This is a genomic window from Pseudomonas putida (assembly GCF_028682635.1).
Taxonomy (GTDB): domain Bacteria; phylum Pseudomonadota; class Gammaproteobacteria; order Pseudomonadales; family Pseudomonadaceae; genus Aquipseudomonas; species Aquipseudomonas putida_AE.
In genome coordinates this window covers 1-19,235 of sequence record NZ_JANHLK010000005.1, presented here as the reverse complement: position 1 = coordinate 19,235, position 19,235 = coordinate 1, and the positions used below count along the sequence as shown (strand labels likewise).

The following is a 19,235-nucleotide window of genomic DNA, read 5'->3' as shown; positions in this document are numbered from 1 at the left end:
GATACATTTATCCAACGGACGGAGTGCCCCATGTTCTCAGCCTCCCACACGAGTCGCGTTCGCCTGTCTGCCCTCACGCTGATCATTACCGCGCTGACCCTTGGCGCCTGCCACAACGCGTCGGCCCCGACGCTGCCGGCTGCACCGGAAAGCGCGTCCGGTTATCGCACCGACCTGCAGACTCGACATGCCTCCCGGCACATGGCGGCCGCGGCCAACCCCTTGGCGGCCGAAGCCGGGCGGGAGATGCTGCGTCGGGGCGGCTCGGCCATCGATGCCGCCATTGCGATGCAAGCGGTACTGACACTGGTCGAGCCGCAGTCCTCAGGGATAGGCGGCGGCGCGTTGATCGTGCTCTGGGACGGCCAATCCGTGCGCACTTACGACGGGCGCGAAACCGCACCGGCCGGCGCCAGCGAAAAACTGTTCCTGCAGGCCGATGGCCAACCGATGACGTTCACCCAGGCGGTGATCGGAGGGCGCTCGGTGGGCACCCCGGGGGTGTTGCGAGCCTTGGAGCTGGCCCATCAAAAACATGGTCGCCTGCCATGGGCGCAGCTGTTCGAACCCGCCATCACGCTCGCGGAGCAAGGCTTTGTCATATCGCCCCGCCTGCACCGGCTGATCGCCGCGGATTCATCCCTGAGGCGCTCTGCGGAGATGTCAGCGTATTTCCTCAATGCCGATGGCAGCCCGAAAGCCGCCGGCACGCTGTTGAAAAATCCACCCTTGGCCGCCGTGTTGCAACGCATCGCCAAGGAAGGGCCGGATGCCTTGTACAAAGGGCCCGTTGCCCAGGAGATCGTGGCCAAGGTCCAGGGGCACGCCAACCCTGGCAGCCTGTCGCTGAGCGACCTGGCCAACTACAGCGCCAAGGAGCGCGCGCCCCTTTGTACCGACTACAAACGCTGGCAGGTCTGTGGCATGCCGCCGCCGTCGTCGGGCGGGATTGCCATGGCGCAGATCCTCGGCACCCTGCAGGCCCTGGAAACGCGCGACAAGCGCTGGGCCTTGGCGCCCATGCAACCGGTGAAAACCAACACCACCGCCGGCTTTGAACCGCCCGCCGAGGCCGTGCACCTGATCAGCGAAGCCGAGCGCCTGGCCTATGCCGATCGCGCGCAGTACGTGGCCGACTCGGACTTCGTGCCGGTGCCCGTCAAGGGCCTGATCGACCCGGCTTACCTGGCCAGCCGGGCTGCACTGATCGGCGAGCACAGCATGGGCACGGCCAAACCGGGCACGCCGCCGGGCATCCAGGTCGCTTTCGCGCCAGACCGCTCGCCCTTGCGCATCTCCACCTCGCAAGTGGTGGCGGTCGATGACGCAGGCGGCGCGGTGTCCATGACCACCACCATCGAATCCGCCTTCGGCTCGCACCTGATGGTCCAGGGTTTCCTGCTCAACAACGAGATGACCGACTTCTCGTTCATTCCCGAGGAGAATGGACAGAAAGTCGCCAACCGCGTCGAGCCCGGCAAGCGTCCGCGCTCCTCCATGGCCCCGACGCTGATCTTCGACCGCCACAGCGGTGAGTTCCTCGCCAGTCTTGGATCGCCCGGTGGTTCGCAGATCATCGAGTACGTGGCCAAGACCACCATCGGCCTGCTCGACTGGCAGCTCGATCCGCAAGCGGCGATCAACCTGCCCAACTTCGGCAGCCGAAATGGCCCGACCGAACTGGAGAACGGGCAGTTCAGCGCGAAGTTGATCCAGGTACTCAAGGACAAGGGCCACGCCGTCAATGAAATAGACATGACCAGCGGCACCCAGGCAATTGTCCGGGTCAAGGATGCGCAGGGTAAGGCTTCGCTGGCCGGCGGGGCCGATCCTCGGCGTGAGGGGGAAGCATTGGGGGATTGAGTCGCTAACGGCGTGAACGGGTCTGCCTGGGCGTTGGCAGGCCCGCGTCCCCTCAACGACTGATTTTCAACGCCTGCCGGGCCTGGTGTTTCGCCAGTGCCAGGTCGATCAAGCGCGTGACCAGTTCACTGTAGGTCATGCCGGCTGCCTGCCACAGTTTCGGGTACATGCTGATGCGGGTGAACCCCGGCAGCGAATTGATTTCGTTGATCAGCACTTCGCCGCTCTCGGTCAGGAAGACATCGACCCGCGCCAGGCCGGAGCAGCCCAGCACCTGGAACGCCTCGACGGCCATGGCGCGGATGCGCTCGCTGGCTTCGACGCTGATCTGGGCCGGAACCACCACCTGCGCGGCCTTTTCGTCGATGTATTTGCTGTCGTAAGAGTAAAACCCGCTGTGCACCACGATCTCGCCACAGCCGCTGGCGATGGCCTCCTCGTTGCCAAGGACCGCGCATTCGATCTCGCGCCCCTTGACCGCCGACTCGATCAGCACTTTTTCATCGAAGCTCAATGCCAGCTCGACCGCCGCCGCATATTCGGCTTCGTCAGTCACCTTGCTTACACCAACGGAAGACCCCTGGTTGGCCGGCTTGACGAACAGCGGCAGGCCGAGCTTGCCGCTGACCTCGGCGAAACCCGTGCGCGCGGCGCTGGCGCGGGTCAGGGTGACGAACGGCGCGACGGCAAGGCCAGCATCACGCAACAGGCGCTTGCTGATGTCCTTGTCCATGCAGACCGCCGACCCCAGCACATCGGAACCGACAAACGGCAAATCGGCCATGCGCAGCAAGCCCTGCAGGCAACCGTCTTCGCCCAGGGTGCCGTGGACGATCGGGAAGATCACGTCGACATGGCCCAGCAATTCGGGCCCCGCCGTTTCCACCAGTTGCTGACGGGCCTTACCCGGCACCACGGCCAATTCGCGATTGGATTGATTGAGCGCGATCAGGGCCGGGTTTTCCTGGTTCAGCAGGAAATTCGAGGGATCGTTGAGGTGCCAGTGGCCTTGTTTGTCGATGCCGATCAGCACCGGCTCGAAGCGCGAACGGTCCAGTGCATCGACAATGTTCTTCGCCGACTGCAACGACACCTCGTGCTCAGCCGACCGCCCGCCAAAAATAACGCCCACACGCAGTTTACTCATTGCCTGACCCCATGGTGGATGTGCTTGCAACCCGGATAGCCGTCACGTTACGGCTGCAAGGTCTTGGCGTCCAGCGGCTCGCCGATGGTCTGTAGGAGCGAGCTTGCTCGCGAAGGTTTTGAAAGCGCTGCGTTCATTCAGGAAGCAGGCGTAATCGTTAGCCTCCATCGCGAGCAAGCTCGCTCCTACAGTGAAGAGCGCTTGAAAATTGCCCTGCAAATATAAGGAAACCGCGCCAGTCACCCTTGCCTATCACGCCGCACCGGCAGCCGGACACCCGGCGATGCTCTGCATCCGTGTGCCGAAATACGCCGCGCTGAGCACGCCCACCGCGCCCATCACTGCGCAGAAGATCACGCAGATCCAGGGGCTCCACGGCATCAGGCCGATCAATAGCAAAGGTGTAATGCTCGCCCAGGCGGCGTAGGCAATGTTGTAGGTGAAGGAAATACCCGAGACGCGAATCCGCGCCGGGAACAGGCTGACCATCACCGACGGCACCGCGCCCACCACCCCGCAACTCAGGCCGGCCACCGCGTAAGCCAGGCCGACCCAGTTGCCACCGCTGATCAGGCAGCTATAGAGCACGCCGATGCCCAAGGGCAGCAGCAGGCTATAGAGCATCACGGTGCGCCAGGCGCCGATGCGATCGACCAGCAAACCGGCGAGCACGCAGCCGATGTTCAGGAAAACGATGCCCAGTGCGCTCAGGGCGAAGGTGTGGCTGGCGGTCATGCCGAAGGTTTTCTGCATCATGGTCGGGGTAATGACCACAAACACCACCACCGCCGATGTAAGCACGCAGGTGAGGATCATCGCCGGCAGCAGGGCCAGGCGATGTTCGCGCAGGACCGCCCGCAGCGGCAACTCGACGGCCGCCTCACGCCGTGCCTGCATGGCCATGAACACCGGGGTTTCGCTGAGCCAGCGCCGCAGCCAGACGCCAATCACGCCAAACACCCCGCCCAGCAGGAATGGGTAACGCCACGCGTAGTCGAGGATTTCAGCCGGGGTGAAGGCCTGCGCCAGGAACGTCGCCGTCAGGGCGCCGAGCAAGTAACCGAAGGTCAGCCCCGCCTGCAGGAAGCCCAGGGCGTAGCCGCGATGGCCGGCCGGCGCGTGTTCGGCCACGAATACCCAGGCGCTCGGCACTTCGCCCCCCACCGCCGCGCCCTGGAGCACGCGCAGGGCCAGCAGCAGCAGCGGCGCGAAATAGCCGATCTGCGCATAGGTCGGCATGATCCCGATCAGCAGGCACGGCAGCGCCATCATCAGGATGCTCAGGCTGAACACCTTCTTGCGCCCCAGGCTGTCGGCGAAATGCGCCATCAGGATTCCGCCCAGGGGCCGCGCCAGGTACCCGGTGACGAAGATGCCGAAGCTTTGCAGCAGGCGCAGCCACTCGGGCATTTCCGGCGGGAAAAACAACTGGCTCAAGGTCAGGGCGAAAAATACGAAGATGATGAAGTCGTAGATTTCCAGCGCGCCGCCGAGGGCCGCGAGCCCCAGGGTCTTGTAGTCCGAGCGGCTGAACGGCAGCGGACGTGGATCGGTATTGGCAGTCATGTAAAGAACTCTGGCACAGGCAAAAACCAAGGCGCCCATGGTCTACGCAAACGCGCCGGCGGACAACCCGTTAGACCAAAGTCCCATAGGCGCAAAAACAGCGCCGCAAAAAGCATGCGCTTGAATTAATGTTGGCGTCTGTCCAGTGGGGCCCCTGCGGCCCCGAAGACCACAACAAACATAAAAATTCGAGGTAGTCCCGTGGCCGCTGATATCGAAGATACCCGCTCCGCCCGCTTTGCCCTGCGCTGTTCAAGTTTTGCCGAACGCTGGTTCCCCGACTCCTGGGTGTTTGCCGCCCTGGCGGTGATCATCGTCGCCGTGGCCACCATGGCCATGGGCGCCAAGCCGACTGACGCGGCCATGGCCTTTGGTGACGGCTTCTGGAGCCTGATCCCGTTCACCATGCAAATGGCGTTCGTGGTGATTGGCGGTTATGTGGTCGCCAGTTCGCCACCGGCGGTAAAGCTGATCGACCGCCTGGCGAAGTTGCCGAAAAACGGTCGCTCCGCCGTGGCCTGGGTGGCGCTGATCTCCATGGTCGCGTCGCTGCTCAACTGGGGTCTGTCGCTGGTGTTCGGCGGTCTGCTGGTGCGTGCGCTGGCGCGCCGTACGGACCTGAAGATGGACTACCGCGCCGCGGGTGCGGCGGCGTACCTGGGGTTGGGCGCGGTGTGGGCCCTGGGCTTGTCGTCGTCGGCTGCGCAGTTGCAGGCCAACCCGGCCAGCCTGCCGCCGTCGATCCTGTCGATCACCGGGGTGATTCCTTTCACCCAAACGATCTTTCTCTGGCAATCGGGGGTCATGTTGCTGGCCTTGATCGTCATCTCGCTGATCATCGCCTACGCCACCGCCCCCGGCCCGAACACGGCGCGAGACGCCGAGGCCTGTGGCGTCGACCCGAGCTTCAACCTGCCACCGCTGCAACCGCGCACCCGTCCCGGCGAATGGCTGGAACACAGCCCGCTGCTGACCATCCTGCTGGTGCTGCTGGCGGCTGGATGGCTGTTCCATGAGTTTTCCACCAAACCTGCGATCAGTGCGATCTCCGGCCTGAACACCTACAACTTCCTGTTCATCATGCTTGGTGCCCTCCTGCACTGGCGCCCGCGCAGCTTCCTCGACGCGGTGTCCCGCGCAGTGCCAACCACCACCGGCGTGCTGATCCAGTTCCCGCTGTACGGTTCGATCGCCGCGCTGATGACCACGGTCAAGGGCGCCGATGCGCAGACCCTGGCCCACCACATCTCGACTTTCTTCGTCAGCATTGCCTCCCACGACACCTATGCCCTGCTGATGGGCGTGTACTCGGCGATCCTGGGGTTCTTCATTCCGTCCGGCGGCGGCAAGTGGATCATCGAAGCGCCGTATGTGATGCAAGTGGCCAACGACCTGAACTACCACCTGGGCTGGGCCGTGCAGATCTACAACGCCGCCGAGGCCCTGCCCAACCTGATCAACCCGTTCTACATGCTGCCACTGCTGGGCGTGCTGGGGTTGAAGGCGCGGGACTTGATCGGATTCTCGTTCGTTCAGTTGCTGGTGCACACGCCGTTGGTGCTGCTGTTGCTGTGGGCACTGGGGACGACGCTGGCGTATACGCCACCAGTGATGCCGTAAGGGCACGGCCAGTTTTTCCTGGTTCTCCCGTATCAGCGGGTCGGACCAGGGAGAACAATGTGACGGCCTTTCAGAAAGCGATGGATGTCGCCATGCAGTTACTGCAGAGCGCCGTCATCGATGCCAAAAAAGCCAGGCTGAGCGATACCGGTGAGGCCATCGTCAAGGATGCGGTGACCGCACAGGCTGAATACTTGCGCGCCGGCAGCCAATTGGCGCTGCGGCTATTGTGATTGCCTGACCTCTCGCCAGCCCGCAAACACTGATCGCGGGCTGGATCGCAGGCTTGAAAAAAAAATGCGGGAGGCCTGTTTTTCTGCATCATTGTGTTGATCCAGTATGACGTGCGATCTTGGTATCGCGACCCCGCTGAAAAGGATCTGAGCATGCTTAAACTCGCCGGACTCACCCTCGCGGCCCTCACTCTGAGTACCGCTGCCCACGCCGATGTCGCCCTGAAACTGGGCAGTACCGAACGCGTTACCCGCCTCTTCGCCTACCCCAACAACTGCAACGTGATCTGCTATCGCAACTGGACGCTGGAGCAGACCGTCGAGCATTACCTGACTCAAAGCGTGCAGCGCGATGGCTATGGCGAAGCGAAGGTGCTGGTGAAAACCGATAACGGTCAGCTGCATGCCGAAATAACCGGTGTCCCCAATGGCTATGAAAAGCCCTTGGCAGCACTGCTGGACGCCGGCGACCTGGCCTACAACGGCGCCAGCAAACTGAACGCCGACGGCAAGTGGGGCTACAGCTGGTATTTTTTCCTGCCGCTGGGCATGGCGCTGGAGAACCGCAGAAGCGTCGAACTGTTGCACTTCCCGCCCGATTATTCGCTGACCCAGGCCCAGGATTACCTGAAATCGGCCACCTCGGATCGCTGGGCCACGCTGCTGACCGTCAATGGCATTCCGGCCGAGCAGACGCCGGGCTACCAGACGATCATCGATATCGCCCCGATTGCTGCGCCGTCCAACGCCGGCAAGGACTTGGCAGGCGTCTACGACTACTTCAAGGACTACCAGACCACCATGGTCAAGCAGGTCACCCAGCACGCCAGCGGCATGGCATTGCCCATGGTGGCCTTCGGTGTACCGGTGCGTAACTGGGTCAAGCAGCAATACGGGCCAACCATGAACGTGTTGAGCCTGGTGACGATCAGCCCGGTCGACGGGGTCAAGGTACCGGTATTGGGCGCCAACCATCCGAGCTACATCTGGTACGCCGCCGATCCGGCCAGCTACACCGGCAAGGATGCCCAGGGCCAGGCCGATACCGCGGGCCTGAAAGTCATGGCCCAGGATTTGAGTGTCGCGTGCTGGCAGGCCGCCATGGGCCGTGAACCGGACAGCAATCCTGATGTGGAGCTAAAAAGCTGCACCCAGACCTGGCAAGTGGCCCAGGCCGACAAGACCTGTGCGCTGTTCTACACCTCGATCCGCAAGCTGACGACCGCACAGGCCGCGGGCAAATGTGCGACCGCCTCGATCAAGGCCCAGCTCAAACTGCTCAAGGCACCAGCGCCAGCCCCGGCGATCCCGGCTCCGGCGCTGTAACCCGATGAACGGCAGTCGCCGACGGCCAGGTGTTTTTGCAACACCGGCGTCGGCGCACGCTGTGCTGAAGGGCTTTACTGGGTCTCGACCGGACGCAGTCGGTACTGCGGCGGCAACTGCTCGAAACCGCTGATGGTGGTGTTCAGGCTTTTCCAGCGACCGTCCTTGATGCCATAGATGCAACCATGGATCGACAGGCTTTGCCCGCGGTGCCAGGCGTTTTGCACAATGCTGGTATGGGCGACGTTGGCCACCTGCTGGATCACGTTGAGTTCGCAGAGGCGGTCGACCTGCTCCTCTTCGGTGGCCAGTTTGGCCAGCTCTTCGCGCTTCTCGTAGTAGAGATCGCGAATCGACCGCAGCCAGCCGTCGATCAGGCCGAACTGGCGATCCTGCATCGAGGCGCGCACGCCGCCACAACCATAGTGACCGGTCACGAGGATGTGTTTGACCTTGAGCACGTCCACCGCGTACTGGATCACCGACAGGCAATTGAGGTCCGTGTGCAACACCACGTTGGCCACGTTGCGGTGCACGAACAGGTCGCCCGGCAGCATGCCGACGATCTCGTTGGCCGGCACCCGCGCATCGGAACAGCCGATCCACAGGTACTCCGGGGTTTGTTGACGAGCCAGCTTGGCGAAGAAGTCAGGATCTTCTTTGGTGATCGCGTCGGCCCAGCGCTCGTTGTTATCGATCAGATCTTGTAATTCGTTCATGCAATGAAGCCTCGGTAATGGTGCGCAGGTTTGACAGACAACCGCCCGTCGGGGTCACGCGCGTTATGCAGTTGCCACGCTGATACCTGCCCATGGCACTCCATGCCGGTTGAATTCTCTGCAACCCAGTGGGTCCACCCTAGTAAGGCTAACAGTATGAGGAATTGCCATGACTGATTCACGACGTCCGTACGATGCGGTGCAACCGGAACCCATCGATGATAACGAAGACCGCATGGGCTCGGTACATGAGCTGGATTTTGACGCGGACGAACCCAGCGCAAAAATCGGCGATGAATTGCCGCAAAAGGAACGCGAAACACTGATGCCCGAGGAGCGCGTGCGTGAAGCCGGCATGACGGGCGCATCGACCGATGACCATGAACCCACCGATGACGACATGAGCCCGGAAACGCTTATTCGTGAAGACGGTGCCCGGGATGCCCAGGAAACGGGTGACGGTGACCAGGCCGATTGGGACTTGAGCATTGTCGATGAAGATGACATTGGTGGGGGCAATGGGTTGGATGAGGCGGAGATGGCGCAACGTGATCCGCTGGACAGAAAACGCTGATCTGCGGATTAACCTGGAGCTGCCGAAGGCTGCGATCTTTTGCTCTTAAAAAATCAAGATCAAAAGATCGCAGCCTGCGGCAGCTCCTACAAGGGCATCTACGGTGATCAATCGACGAGGGTGCAGGCCATCACCACCGCATCTTCACGCCCGCCGACCGCCGGGTAGTAATCCCGTCGCCGCCCAATCTCATTGAAGCCATAGCGCTCATACAACTTGAATGCCGCGGTATTGCTGTCGCGCACTTCCAGGAAGCATTCCCGGGCGTCGGCCTTGTAGGCGATCGCCATCAAGTGCTCCAGCAACGTCAAACCCAGGCCGCGGCCCTGGTTTTCCGGCTTGACGGTGATGTTGAGCAGATGCGCCTCGTCCAGAATGATCTGCACCACCCCATGGCCCACCTGCTGCTGGCCTTCGAACATCAGCCAGATCTGGTACTTGCCCAGGCCATCGAGAAAAATCCCGCGGGTCCAGGGATGGCTGTAGGCCGCGTACTCGATCTTCAGAACAGTTTCCAGGTCCGCCTCGGTCATCGGGCGGAACGATACAGCGTCACTCATTCGATTCATTCCAGCGCGCCATCAGCCGACGCATGGCTTGCCACACGGCGGCCTTGCGCTGTGGCTCTTCCATTAACAATTCCAGGCCCGGTACCGCCCAGGCCGAGCCCAGACCTTCGATCTGCAGTTCGCGGTTGAATGCATCAGCGTCCGCCTCACCGGCAAATCGCACCGCGGGCAGGCCGATCAGCCAGAGGCAGGCACATGGCGCCTCTTCCATGCGCACCGAAAGGAAACCCTGGACAAAATCACGGGCCGCCTCCGGGCCCTGGTCCATCGTCCCGCGCACCAGCAGCGGCCAGCGTACCGGCTCGCCGACGATCTGCGGGCTGTCCGGCAGACCGGCGGCGCGCAGCATGTCCTTGAGCAGCAGATACGCGGGATCGCGGGCCTGGAACGCTTCGCCTGTGGGTAACTCCACCAGCAGCAGGCAGCGGCCGGCTCGCAGCAGTTGCAGGGCGAAGCGCGGTGGCGGCACGGGCGCGACCCTGGCGACTACCGGGGCTTCCTCGACCTCAGGTTTGGCGCCGGTGCGCGTGCTCGCCAACGATGGCCGCGGCACCTCGATCTTCACCCGTTCGGCCGGTTTTACCGCAGGCGCAGCGGGCGCTTCGACCACAGGTAAAGGTGCTACGGGCGCAGCGACCAGCGGCTCGGGCGGTTCCAGCAGCTCGGGCCGCGACGGGGCGGCAAAGGGCAATTCGGTGCGCGGCAGCCAGTTGACCACCTGCATGGCGTTCAAATAAGCGCGACGACGGGACTCGATAAGCAAAGGTCGGCCACTTGTGGATAACTAAAAGTGCGCCGATTCTACCGCCCTTCGCACAAGATCGCCCGCTGTTGATCGATAGACTTCTCATATAGAAAAAGCGACAGCCCGTCCCGAGAGTGAATCGATACGCCCTCGATGCAGTACAATCGCCGCTTTTAATCGCCAACCAGCCGGCCATTCCGATGATCGAACCCAAGCGCGTCTTGCGCGCCCTCGCTGAACACTGGGCACTTCTGGAGCCACTGTGTGAGCATTTCGACCAAGGCACCCTGAGCCTCAACGAATTGCGCATGCAACTGGCCGCCCAGCAACTCGACAGTTCTCCGCAGGACATCACCAGCCTGCTGGACGTGTGGATTCGCCTCGATATCCTGGTTCCCGTGGCGAAAAGCCCGAACCGTTTCGAGCTCAACGCGCAAATCCACGACTTTCTCGCCTACCTGCGCCGTGAACACCGTTTGGGCCTATGCCTGGAAATCGAAGCCTATCTGCGCCATCTCGAGCGTCTGGCCGGCTACATCCAGGACGCCTTCGACATCCGCGACGGCAACGACCTGGCCCGCCAGCTACGCCTGCTCGACATGCGGGTTCGCGATGTACTGAAAAAACTCGATAACGACGAACAGGCACTGGTGGCCGTCGCCGAAAGGGCGAAAACCAGCGACCGACAGATTCCGCTGCGCCAGCGTTACGCCGAGGTGTTGGCGACCTGGGACGAATACGTCGAGCCGATGATCGATCTGGTGAACGCCGACGGCGCCTTCGAACAAGGCGTGCGCAAGGTCGAAACCGTGCTGCTGAAGATGCTCTCCGAACAGCAACGCCTCGGTCATCTGGTCGACGACGACATGCTGCTGCGCACCCACGCGCGCATCCTCGAAATGCAGACCAGTGCCCAGTTGACCCTGCGTCACGCGCGCGAACTGTTGCTGCCGCTGCGGGAAGAGGCGCGTCGTCACAACGCCGTCACCCGTGGCGCAGCACTGGCCCTGGCGGCCATTCGTCGCAAAGGCATCGATGCCGTGCCGCAGGCAGCCATGCCGTTGTTCACCCGGCCGCAAAGCACCTTCCTCGGCAGCGCCAGCCAGGTCGAGGCCTACGTGTACGCCCTGGCCCGATTCGAACCGAAACCGGCGCGCTTCCCCAAGGCCCACAAGACCCAGAAAGGCGAAGCCCCGCGTGCGCCACGCACGGTTCGTGAAATGCTCGAACGCTGCGAAGACGCCCTGCCGATGCCGGACCTGATGACCTGGCTGCTGGAGCAGGAACCGGACGGCGCCACCGACGAATTGCTGTACTGGTTCTCGCGCCTGTCCCGGGAAAAACGCTTCAAGCGCGAACGCCTGGAACGTCGCGAGTACCACACACACGAGCACCAGGTCAGCCTGCGCTCCTTCGCCCTGCTCTCGGTCGGCGACGACGCCATCGAGAATTCTGCGAGCACCCCCAATGCATCTTGATCTTTCCGAACTGTCCCAGCTGGCACCGATCTTTCGCGAGCTGTTCAAGGGTTACCACGTCAGCCGCCGCGATCCTGAGCTGTATGCGCAGCTGTCGAACTTCCAGGACCAGTACCGCACGCTGTTCAAGGCCCTGGGCTTTGAACTGGTCTGCGACACCCGTGGTTTCTACTACTTCGTGCCGGACGGGGCTGCGGCGACGGTGAACAAGACCGCCCAGCGCCTGGCGCTGTTCACCTTCATCCTCGTCGAGCACCTGGCCGACCAGGGCCGCGACCCGATCGCCGTACTCGACGGCGGCAGCCTCGGTCGCGATGAACTGCCCTCGCTGCTGGAAAAATACCGCGACCTGTTCATCCAGGCTGAAGTGCAGACCCAGGATGAGCTGGAAGAAAAGATCATGCGGCGCATGACCCAGCTTGGCTTCGCCGGCGAAGAAAACGGCGTGTACCGCTTCCTGCCGCCGATGCACCGCTTCCTCGATGTGTGCCTGTCGGTGCAGCAGGACCGTGACCTGGCGGCCAGCCTGCACAGCGTATTGCCACTGCCGGTACCCGTGCTGATCGACGAAGACAGTGACGAAAAACTGCTGCAGACCGACGACCCGCTCGACCTCGCCGAATTTTCCGATGAAAGCGAAGAAGACGCCCTGGCCCGCGCCATTGCCGAAGAACAGGAGCTCGACGCATGAGCAAGGAACGCTACGGCATCCGCCGCTTTGCCCTTTTGAACACCGCCGGCTACAGCCTCGGCCTGTTCCCGCTGGAAGAGCCACTGTCGGTCTACGGCGCGAACAACCTCGGTAAATCCGCTTCGATCAATGCGTTGCAGTTCCCGATCCTGGCGCGCATGTCGGACATGAGCTTCGGCAAGTACAGCCTGGAACAATCCCGGCGTTTCTACTTCGCCTCCGACACCAGCTACATCCTGGTGGAAGTGAACCTGCCCCACGGTCCTCACGTGATCGGCGTGGTCGGACGTGGCCCGGGTGGCGGCTTCGGTCACCAGTTCTTCGCCTATGCCGGTCAGCTGGACCTGGCGCACTATCAGAAAAACGACACCTGCCTGCGCCAGAAAGAGCTGTTCAGCAACCTGGAGCGCGAAGGCCTGAAAGCCTACGAACTCAAGCCCGATGAACTGCGGCGCCTGCTGGTCGGTGGCCACACCTCGATTCCGCTGGACCTGACCCTGATCCCGCTGCGCTCCACCAGCGAACAAAGCCTGAAGACCTTCCGCGCCCTGTTCATCAACCTGCTGCACATGCGCGAAATCACCGCGGCCAAGCTCAAGCAACTGTTCCTCGATGCCTTCGAGCACAGCTTGCGCTCCGGTAGCGTCGACTACATCGCCGCGTGCGAAGAAGCCTTCCGTGATGTACGACGCATGGAACAGGACTACCACTCGCTGGTGGCCGCCGGCCCATTGGTCGAAGCCCTGGCCAACGGCGTGAAGCAGCGCGACATCCTGCGCGGCAAGCTGCACCGGATCTCGCCGCTGCTCGACTCCCTGCTCGGCACCTGGTCGGACTACGCCAGTGCCCGCAAGGAAGAGCTGACCCTCCAGGCCGAGCACTATCGCCACGAGCAGGACGCCCTGCAGAACGATCAACGTGGCGGCACCCAGGAGCTGATGCGCCTGGAGCGGGAAATCACCGGCATCCAACGCTGGCTCGGCGAGCTGTCGGTGCTCAAGCATCGCTTCGCGCTGATCGATGACGTCAAGGTGCTCGAGCAACAACTGCTCGCGGCCAAGGACGCCCACGACGAGCTGGCAGGTGCCCTGGCGCAATCGCGTCAGTTCAGCGCCGAGGACCTGGAAGAACGCCTGCGCGACCTGGAAAAACGCCTGAAGTCGGTCAAGCAGCAACTCGACCACGCCGACAACAACAGCTACGCCCGCCTGCGCGAGGAATTCTCGCAGCAGGACGTCGAGCGCCTGATGCGCCTGTTCAACAGCGCACTGTTCAGCCTGCCACTGGGTGAACACGGCATCAGCCTGGACGAGAATGGCGACTGGGTGAAATCCGTGGAACTGATCCTCGATGGTTTCAAGGGCGAGCGCTTCGAAGTGCCGGGCCTGTCCATCGACATCTCGCACATCGAGCCACCGGCCCTGCAAGCCCTGGCCGACCGCGCGGCGCTTCGCGATCAGAAGGAACGCCTGGAAAAAGAACTCAAGCAACTGAAAACCCAGCAGGCCGTGGCCGCCGACCGCGCCGCGAGCAAGACCCAGACCGAAGCGCTGTACCAGCAAGTGCTGGATGCGCAGAAAGCGCTGGAAGACTTCCGCCGCGCGCAAACCCTGAGCGCAGAGGAAGGCGACAAGCTCGAACAGCTGGCGCAGATGGAAGCCGCCCAGGACGAATTGAAGCGTTCCAGCGATGCCTTCACCGAGCGTGTCCAGCAACTGTCGGCCAAGCTGCAACTGGTCGGCCGCCAGATCGGCGACATGGAAGCCAAGCAGCGCACCCTCGACGACGCCCTGCGCCGCCGTCAGTTGTTGCCGGCGGACCTGCCGTTCGGCACGCCGTTCATGGACCCGGTCGACGACTCGATGGACAACCTGCTGCCACTGCTCAACGACTATCAGGACAGTTGGCAGGGCCTGCTGCGCGCCGACGGGCAGATCGAGGCGCTGTACGCCCAGGTGCGCCTCAAGGGCGTGGCCAAGTTCGACAGCGAAGACGATATGGAACGTCGCCTGTCACTGTTGATCAACGCGTACGCACACCGCACTGACGAAGCCCTGACCCTGGGCAAGGCCCGTCGAGCGGCCGTGACCGACATCGCCCGGACCCTGCGCAACATCCGCAGCGACTACGACAGCCTCGAGCACCAACTGGCGCTGTTCAACCGCGAGATCAACAAGCGCCAGGTGTCCAACCTGCAAAGCTTCCGCATCGTGCTGGCGCCGAACAAGGAAGCACTCAAGCACATCGACCAGATCATCCACAGCGCCGGCCAGTATGAAGAAGGCGAGACGCTGTCGGTCTTCGACCTCAGCCAGAGCGCCGAGCAGGACAACAAGAACGAAGAGGCCAAGGAATACCTGGCGCGGCTGGTGGCGGCAAACCACAACCAGCTCGGCCTCAAGGACTTGTTCGAGCTGGCGTTCGAGATCACCAAGGTCAACGGATCGCCGGTGATCCACACCGACATCGACGGCGCCGCGTCCAACGGCACCACCATGACCATCAAGGCGCTGACCAACATGTATTTGTTGCTGCACTTGATGGACCGCGACCTGGCCGGGCGTGTGCGCTTGCCGTACTACCTCGACGAGGCCGCGGACATCGACGAGAAGAACCAAGCGGCCTTGCTGGAAACCAGCCTGCAACTGGGCTTCGTGCCGATCCTGGCGAGTGTGAAGCCGCAGGTTTGCGCCAGTGTCGCCATCGACCTGGAAGGCGGCAGCGGCCCGGCGGGCATCTACATCGATGAGGAGGACTGGAAGTACATCCGTCGTCACGAACCGGTGAAGGCGTCAGTGAATGTCGAAGCGGATGAGCCGGAGCTGGATGCGGTTTGAGTTGAACCGCTAGATGCGAAAAGGCCGCTATCCAATGGATCGCGGCCTTTTTTTGTGGTTCTTTCAGTGCTCTTCAGGGCCTCTTCGCGAGCAAGCCCGCTCCCACAGTGGACCGGTGTACATAAGTCCATTGTGGGAGCCAGCCTGCTGGCGATGGCGTCATCACTGACGCCACATACTCCCTGTTACTTACCGAGCGGAATCTTCGGCGCCCAGGTCAGCCATTCCTCTTCGAACTTGTCGAACAGCGCAAACGTCTGCTCCGGCCGCGCCGGGTTGCCCATGCGCTCGCCGTCTGGCGTAGCGAAGGCAACACCGCCCTGGATCATCGTCTCCAGCGACTCGGTGCGCACCGTTGCCCCTCTGAACAGGCCAACATCGAAATCAAAACCGCTGGTGTTCCAGAAGCGTGTGCCGCTGCGTACCAATGGCGCGTACTTCGGCTCGATCAGGATGCGGATCAACACTCGATCAGCCGTCTGCCCCAGCTCGTAACCCGTGACCTTGCCCACGGTGATTTCGCGATAAGTCACCGGTACCCCGGGTTTCAGCGAACCACGGCGAGGAGCGCTCAACACCAGGCTCAAGCCGGCTTCCTGCCTGGCGGTTTCCGGTGGACTGGCCAGCGCCACGAAGTTTTTCTGCGGCCCCAGGTTCTTCGCAGCCGGTTGCACCTCGATGTACTGCCCAGTGACCAATGTTTCCAGGTTGGACGTCTTGATCAACCCCAGCTCGGGCTTGACCACCCAGAACTGACTGCCGACGCGCGCGATGCGCTCCGGCACTTCATCGATCCGCGCCGTCAGCAGCACCGACTGCAGGTCGTCACTCAGATCGACGTCTTCGATCTTGCCGACATCCAGCCCCTTGAAGCGGATCGGTGTGCCGGTATGCAGGCCATCGGCACGGTCGACCTTGAGGGTGATCACCGTGCCTTTCTGGTTGGCTAGCTCATGGCTGGCGAACAGGCGGAAACGCGGGATGCGCTTCTGCAAGGGCGCCTTGGCCTCCGGTGTTTCAAAGGCGATGCCGCCCGCCATCAGGCTTTGCAACGATTCGCTCTTGACCTGGATCCCGCCGGTCAGCCCCCCGGTCAACGTGATGCCACTGGCATTCCAGAATCGAGTGGAGGCGTTGACCAGGTCTTCGTATTCCTTCTCGATATGGACGCCAATCACCAGCTGTTTCTTCTTGCGCGAAAACTGATAACTCTGGACCGAGCCCACCTTGACCTGCTTGTAGAGCACCGGGCTGCCCACTTCCAGCGAGCCGAGGTTATCGGTGAACAACACCAGGTGCAGACCCGGGGCACGCAAATCCAGCGGCGGCGCCTTGGGCCGTGCGACAAACTCGCGTTGCGGCGCGGCGCCTTTGTCCCCCGGACGCACGGCGATGTAGTTACCCTTGACCAGTGCTTCAAGGCCGGTGATGCCCGCCAGGGAGATCGACGGCTTGACCACCCAGAACTGGGTGCCATCGACCAGGTAATCCTCGGCCAGCGGGTCCAGCGTCAACTCGGCGCTGGCACCGGACAAATCGGGATCGACCTTGAGCGCCTTGAGGGTGCCGACCTGGATGCCTTTGTACATCACCGGCGTACGGCCAGCCTGCAAGCCTTCGAAGTCAGTCAGCTTGACCTTGACCTTGATACCGGCAGCGGCCGCGTCGAAGTCCTCATACAGACGGAACGGCAGGCTCGGATCGGTCGGCGGGCTGTCCTTGCGGTTTTCAGGCGTGGCAAACGCAATACCGCCAGCCACAATACTGGCCAGGGACTCACTGCGTACTTTTACCCCGGACAGGTTGGCGTCGATGCTGATGCCGCTGGCGTTCCAGAAGCGCGTGTGTTTGCGCACCAGCTTGGCGTAGGTCGGCTCGATGAAGACCTTGAGTTCAACCGTACTCTGGTCTTCTGATAGCACGTAGCTTTTGATCTGCCCGACCTTGATCTGCTTGTAGAACACCGGGCTGCCACGGTTCAGCGAACCCAGGCGATCGGCCTTGATCGTCAGGTGCAGGCCTGGCTGGGCGTCGGACAGCGGCGGCTCCTCGGCCAGGGCCTTGAACTTGCGGGTAGGCTCGCCCTCACCCGGACTGACTGCGACATAGTTACCCGAAACAAGCGTCTCCAGGCCGGTGATACCGGCCAGCGTCACGCTCGGCTTGACCAGCCAGAAGCGCGTGCTGGTGCGCAGGTATGGCTCCACGTCCTTGTTCATCTCGACGGTCGCGATCACACCTTTGGAGCTGCCTTCGTCATCAAGCTTGAGGGTTTTCACCTTGCCGACCGACATGCCCTTATAAACGACTTCGGTCTTGTTGGCCTGGATACCTTCACCGCTTTCGAAACGTACCTGAATCTCGATACCGGTTTCGTTGTAGGCACGCCAGCCAAGCCAGCCGCCGATGATCAAGGCGATCAGGGGCAGAATCCAGATGGCAGACCAGTTCGAGGCCGGTCGGGTTTTCGCTACGGGCAAATCAGTCATGGTCGTCGTCCGACTCCGTGTTATCCCAAATCAGTCGGGGATCGAAAGTTACTGCGGCAAGCATCGTCAGAATCACTACGCTGGCGAACGCGATGGCGCCAAGATTGGCTTCGATGCTGGCAAGCCGTCCAAAATTCACGAGCGCCACCAGGATGGCGATCACAAAGATATCGAGCATCGACCAGCGGCCGATGAACTCGATAAAGCGGTACATCCATATTCGCTGGCGGGCCGAGAGTGGCTGGTGGCGCTGCACGGAAAACAGCAACAGTGCGATACCCACCAGCTTGAACGTGGGCACCATGATGCTGGCGATAAACACCACCGCGGCGATGGGAATCATGCCGTGCTGAACCAGTTCGATCACTCCGGACATGATGGTGCTCGGATCACCCTTGCCCAGGGAGCTCACGGTCATGATCGGCAGCAGATTGGCCGGTATGTAAAGAATGGCGGCGGTGATCAGCAACGCCCAGGTCCGCGTCAAACTGTTCGGGCGGCGGGCATGCACCAGCGCGCCGCAGCGAGTGCAGACCTGTTCGTCGGTATCAGCTTCCTGCTTGTTCAATTCATGGCATTCCGCGCAAATCAGAATGCCTGCATCAATCGCCCGCATGGGCATCCTCTCCTGATAAAGCCTGCCAGATCTGGTGAGGAGACATCACGACCTCCAGCCAGACCTGAACCAACAACAATCCAATGAAGCATGCCAGGCCCAGGCCGATGGTCATTGCTGCCATATCTGCCAGCTTGACGATCGCCACCAGTACGCCCATGAGGTAAACCTCGAGCATCCCCCAGTCCCGCAAATGGTGGTAAATCCGGTAGAGCAGCAAGCCGTAGCTACGCCCGACGTCAAAACGGATGCTCAGCAACACCACCAGTTGGCAGAGCAGCTTGAGCAACGGAATCGCCATGCTGCACAGGAACACAATGACTGAAACGCTTTGCATGCCTGTATCGAACAGCGCGACAACCCCGCTCCAGACCGTGTCTTGCGATGATTGCCCGAGCAGGTTGAGTTGCATGATGGGTAAAAAGTTCGCCGGGATATACAACAGCAGTGCAGCAATCACCAGGGCGAGACTACGCTGCACGACGTTGTATCGATGGGCATAGAGTTCGTAACCACATCGCGGGCACAGGGCTTTCTCGCCATGGGCGAGCTCGGGCTTGCGCAACAGCAAGTCGCACTCATGGCATGCCACCAAATCGCTTAGCGGTAATTCTGACAGCTTTGAGGTGTCAACCGGATCTGGCATATGACGCTCTGACTCCGAAAAAGTTGGGCCTATTCTAGTGCCATGAATCAAAAATAACTGTGCCAATTTGTGCACGAGTCTTTCTCGCGGACAAAGACAAAACCCCTACCTGCATG

The 19,235-nt window shown here is 62.0% G+C and carries 15 protein-coding genes and 1 pseudogene; 8 read left to right on the top strand and 8 right to left on the bottom strand.

From position 1 onward, the window contains the following. Positions 1-30 precede the first annotated feature (30 nt). Positions 31-1,863, top strand: coding sequence for a gamma-glutamyltransferase (gene ggt / locus NPS56_RS07745; RefSeq protein ID WP_274074153.1), 1,833 nt, complete (start codon positions 31-33; stop codon positions 1,861-1,863). A gap of 52 nt (positions 1,864-1,915) precedes the next feature. On the opposite strand, the gene ddlA is transcribed toward ggt, so the two are convergent. Next, a complete protein-coding gene (gene ddlA, locus NPS56_RS07740) occupies positions 1,916-3,010 on the bottom strand; it encodes a D-alanine--D-alanine ligase (protein ID WP_274074152.1) in 1,095 nt (364 codons plus the stop codon). Between the two features lie 252 nt (positions 3,011-3,262). Then, positions 3,263-4,576, bottom strand: a complete 1,314-nt coding sequence (locus tag NPS56_RS07735; protein WP_274074151.1) for an MFS transporter — start codon at positions 4,574-4,576, stop codon at positions 3,263-3,265. Between the two features lie 201 nt (positions 4,577-4,777). Here NPS56_RS07735 and NPS56_RS07730 point away from each other — a divergent pair, with 201 nt between their 5' ends. From NPS56_RS07730 to NPS56_RS07720, 3 genes and pseudogenes are all read left to right on the top strand, one after another. Then, complete coding sequence (locus NPS56_RS07730; RefSeq protein ID WP_056853286.1) at positions 4,778-6,196, top strand: short-chain fatty acid transporter; 1,419 nt, start codon at positions 4,778-4,780, stop codon at positions 6,194-6,196. 53 nt (positions 6,197-6,249) lie between these two features. Then, a pseudogene (locus NPS56_RS07725) lies at positions 6,250-6,429 on the top strand (hypothetical protein); the annotation flags it as partial. A gap of 153 nt (positions 6,430-6,582) precedes the next feature. Next, positions 6,583-7,755: a hypothetical protein gene (locus NPS56_RS07720; RefSeq protein WP_274074150.1), complete on the top strand. Its 1,173-nt coding sequence runs from the start codon at positions 6,583-6,585 to the stop codon at positions 7,753-7,755. 74 nt (positions 7,756-7,829) lie between these two features. On the opposite strand, the gene can is transcribed toward NPS56_RS07720, so the two are convergent. Continuing rightward, complete coding sequence (can, locus tag NPS56_RS07715; protein ID WP_274074149.1) at positions 7,830-8,474, bottom strand: carbonate dehydratase; 645 nt, start codon at positions 8,472-8,474, stop codon at positions 7,830-7,832. 169 nt (positions 8,475-8,643) lie between these two features. Here can and NPS56_RS07710 point away from each other — a divergent pair, with 169 nt between their 5' ends. Next, positions 8,644-9,048 carry a serine kinase/phosphatase gene (locus NPS56_RS07710; RefSeq protein ID WP_274074148.1) on the top strand — a complete coding sequence of 135 codons (405 nt, stop codon included), beginning with the start codon at positions 8,644-8,646 and terminating at the stop codon, positions 9,046-9,048. Between the two features lie 107 nt (positions 9,049-9,155). On the opposite strand, the gene rimI is transcribed toward NPS56_RS07710, so the two are convergent. Then, complete coding sequence (gene rimI, locus NPS56_RS07705) at positions 9,156-9,608, bottom strand: ribosomal protein S18-alanine N-acetyltransferase (RefSeq protein WP_274074147.1); 453 nt, start codon at positions 9,606-9,608, stop codon at positions 9,156-9,158. Further along, on the bottom strand, positions 9,601-10,341 hold the full coding sequence (locus tag NPS56_RS07700; protein WP_274074374.1) for an energy transducer TonB: 741 nt from the start codon (positions 10,339-10,341) through the stop codon (positions 9,601-9,603). The genes rimI and NPS56_RS07700 overlap by 8 nt, the downstream gene beginning before the upstream one ends. A gap of 221 nt (positions 10,342-10,562) precedes the next feature. Between NPS56_RS07700 and mksB the strand changes: the two genes are divergently transcribed. From mksB to mksF, 3 genes are read left to right on the top strand one after another with little or no spacing between them, the layout of a single operon-like run. Next, positions 10,563-11,840, top strand: a complete 1,278-nt coding sequence (gene mksB / locus NPS56_RS07695; RefSeq protein WP_274074146.1) for an Mks condensin complex protein MksB — start codon at positions 10,563-10,565, stop codon at positions 11,838-11,840. Beyond that, positions 11,830-12,531 (top strand): Mks condensin complex protein MksE, encoded by a 702-nt coding sequence (gene mksE, locus NPS56_RS07690; protein ID WP_274074145.1) that lies wholly within the window; start codon positions 11,830-11,832, stop codon positions 12,529-12,531. Before mksB ends, mksE begins: the two co-directional genes overlap by 11 nt. After that, positions 12,528-15,368 (top strand): Mks condensin complex protein MksF, encoded by a 2,841-nt coding sequence (mksF, locus tag NPS56_RS07685; protein WP_274074144.1) that lies wholly within the window; start codon positions 12,528-12,530, stop codon positions 15,366-15,368. Before mksE ends, mksF begins: the two co-directional genes overlap by 4 nt. Before the next feature lie 185 nt (positions 15,369-15,553). On the opposite strand, the gene NPS56_RS07680 is transcribed toward mksF, so the two are convergent. From NPS56_RS07680 to NPS56_RS07670, 3 genes are read right to left on the bottom strand one after another with little or no spacing between them, the layout of a single operon-like run. After that, a complete protein-coding gene (locus NPS56_RS07680; protein ID WP_274074143.1) occupies positions 15,554-17,857 on the bottom strand; it encodes a PqiB family protein in 2,304 nt (767 codons plus the stop codon). After that, positions 17,850-18,473, bottom strand: coding sequence for a paraquat-inducible protein A (locus NPS56_RS07675; protein ID WP_274074142.1), 624 nt, complete (start codon positions 18,471-18,473; stop codon positions 17,850-17,852). Before NPS56_RS07675 ends, NPS56_RS07680 begins: the two co-directional genes overlap by 8 nt. Then, a complete protein-coding gene (locus tag NPS56_RS07670) occupies positions 18,460-19,119 on the bottom strand; it encodes a paraquat-inducible protein A (RefSeq protein ID WP_274074141.1) in 660 nt (219 codons plus the stop codon). The genes NPS56_RS07675 and NPS56_RS07670 overlap by 14 nt, the downstream gene beginning before the upstream one ends. Positions 19,120-19,235 lie beyond the last annotated feature (116 nt).

What these genes read in the sequence shown, in the direction of transcription:
- ggt (WP_274074153.1), top strand. Translation starts at nt 31, where the DNA reads ATGTTCTCAGCCTCCCACACGAGTCGCGTTCGCCTGTCTGCCCTCACG.
- ddlA (WP_274074152.1), bottom strand. Translation starts at nt 3,010, where the DNA reads ATGAGTAAACTGCGTGTGGGCGTTATTTTTGGCGGGCGGTCGGCTGAG.
- NPS56_RS07735 (WP_274074151.1), bottom strand. Translation starts at nt 4,576, where the DNA reads ATGACTGCCAATACCGATCCACGTCCGCTGCCGTTCAGCCGCTCGGAC.
- NPS56_RS07720 (WP_274074150.1), top strand. Translation starts at nt 6,583, where the DNA reads ATGCTTAAACTCGCCGGACTCACCCTCGCGGCCCTCACTCTGAGTACC.
- can (WP_274074149.1), bottom strand. Translation starts at nt 8,474, where the DNA reads ATGAACGAATTACAAGATCTGATCGATAACAACGAGCGCTGGGCCGAC.
- NPS56_RS07710 (WP_274074148.1), top strand. Translation starts at nt 8,644, where the DNA reads ATGACTGATTCACGACGTCCGTACGATGCGGTGCAACCGGAACCCATC.
- rimI (WP_274074147.1), bottom strand. Translation starts at nt 9,608, where the DNA reads ATGAGTGACGCTGTATCGTTCCGCCCGATGACCGAGGCGGACCTGGAA.
- NPS56_RS07700 (WP_274074374.1), bottom strand. Translation starts at nt 10,341, where the DNA reads ATGCAGGTGGTCAACTGGCTGCCGCGCACCGAATTGCCCTTTGCCGCC.
- mksB (WP_274074146.1), top strand. Translation starts at nt 10,563, where the DNA reads ATGATCGAACCCAAGCGCGTCTTGCGCGCCCTCGCTGAACACTGGGCA.
- mksE (WP_274074145.1), top strand. Translation starts at nt 11,830, where the DNA reads ATGCATCTTGATCTTTCCGAACTGTCCCAGCTGGCACCGATCTTTCGC.
- mksF (WP_274074144.1), top strand. Translation starts at nt 12,528, where the DNA reads ATGAGCAAGGAACGCTACGGCATCCGCCGCTTTGCCCTTTTGAACACC.
- NPS56_RS07680 (WP_274074143.1), bottom strand. Translation starts at nt 17,857, where the DNA reads ATGACTGATTTGCCCGTAGCGAAAACCCGACCGGCCTCGAACTGGTCT.
- NPS56_RS07675 (WP_274074142.1), bottom strand. Translation starts at nt 18,473, where the DNA reads ATGCGGGCGATTGATGCAGGCATTCTGATTTGCGCGGAATGCCATGAA.
- NPS56_RS07670 (WP_274074141.1), bottom strand. Translation starts at nt 19,119, where the DNA reads ATGCCAGATCCGGTTGACACCTCAAAGCTGTCAGAATTACCGCTAAGC.